The 1,392-nt window shown below is 68.2% G+C and carries 2 protein-coding genes; both read right to left on the bottom strand.

The genetic code is table 11. The annotated features are described in order from the left end of the window. Positions 1-707 (bottom strand): carbohydrate ABC transporter permease (locus tag ACWDRR_RS44460; protein WP_449778046.1); only part of this gene is annotated, 707 nt, incomplete at its 3' end. Continuing rightward, the coding region (locus tag ACWDRR_RS44455) for a carbohydrate ABC transporter permease (protein ID WP_449778045.1) at positions 704-1,392 on the bottom strand (689 nt) is incomplete at its 5' end. The genes ACWDRR_RS44455 and ACWDRR_RS44460, both read right to left, overlap by 4 nt.

The raw sequence follows: 1,392 nt of genomic DNA, 5'->3' as shown, positions 1-1,392 counted from the left end.
TTCTGGAACTGGGCGAGTCCGACGGGCAGGGTGCGGAGTTGCTCGTTGTTGGTGACGAGGGAGGGCCAGGCGAACTCGCCCCAGGTCCACATGAATTTGAGGACGGCGACGGTGCCGAGTGCGGCCCAGGAGTTGGGCAGCAGGATGCTGACCAGGGTGCGCAGCCGGCCGGCGCCGTCGATGGCGGCGGCTTCGTCGAGTTGGACGGGCAGGGTGATGAAGTGCTGGCGGAGCAGGAAGATCCCGGTGGGGCTGGCCAGGAACGGCACGATGAGGGCCCAGTAGGTGTCGATCCAGTCGAGGTCGCGCATGACGAGGTAGAGCGGGACGAGGATGACCTGGGTGGGGATCATCAGGGTGGCGAGGATGAGGGTGAGGACGGCCTGGCGGCCGCGGAAGCGGATCCGGGAGAGGCCGTAGGCGGCGAGGGTGTCGAGGACGAGGTTGCCGGCGACGACGGCGAGGGCGACCAGGGCGGAGTTGAGGAACCAGCGGCCGTAGGGGAACGCGGAGAGGACTTCGCGGTAGGCGGTGGTGGTGAGGTGTTCGGGGATGAGGTGGCGTCCGTTGCCGACGAGGTCTTCCATGGGCTGGAAGGAGGTGAGGGCCATCCAGAGGACGGGCAGGCCGGCGAAGACGGTGGCGGTGGTGAGCCAGAGGGCGGGTGCGAGACGGGTCGGTGCGAGACGGGTCGGGGCCTTGGTCACGATTCCTCCCGGGAGGTGAGCTTCAGCCGGACGAGGGTGATCGCGAGGAGGATCACGAACAGGACGACGGAGGCGGCGGAGGCGACGCCGACGTCGCTCAGCAGGCGGGTGTAGATGAAGGTGACGACGGTGAGGGTGGCGGTGCCGGGGCCGCCTTCGGTCATCACCCAGACCTGGTCGAAGACCTTGAAGGAGTTGAAGAGCAGGAGGAGGAAGACCGCGGCGGTGGCGGGTTTGAGCATGGGCAGGGTGATGGAGCGGAACTGGCGCCAGGGGCCGGCGCGGTCGATGGTGGCGGCTTCGTAGATCTCGTCGGGGATGCGTTGGAGGCCGCCGAGGAGGATCAGGGCGTAGATGCCGAATTCCTTCCAGATGCTGACGACGGCGACGGCGGGCAGGGCGAGGTCGTTGTCGAAGAGCCAGCGGGCGCCGTCGGTTCCGAGGAGGCCGATGAGGGTGTTGACGAGGCCGTGGTCGGGTTCGTAGAGCCATTTCCAGACGAGGCCGGCGACGACCATCGGGATGACGGCGGGTAGGACGGTGATGGTGCGGACGATTCGGGCGGTGGCGAGTTCGCGGTTGGCGGCGATCGCGGTGGCGAGGGCGAGTGCGTAGGTGCCGGCGATGGTGATGGCGGTGAAGACGGCGGTGTTGAGGAGGCTGGTGCGGAAGGTGCCGGCGCCGA

This window comes from Kitasatospora sp. NPDC003701 (genome assembly GCF_053587085.1).
The sequence above is the reverse complement of the archived record's forward strand: the minus strand, read 5'-3'. Positions and strand labels throughout refer to the sequence as shown.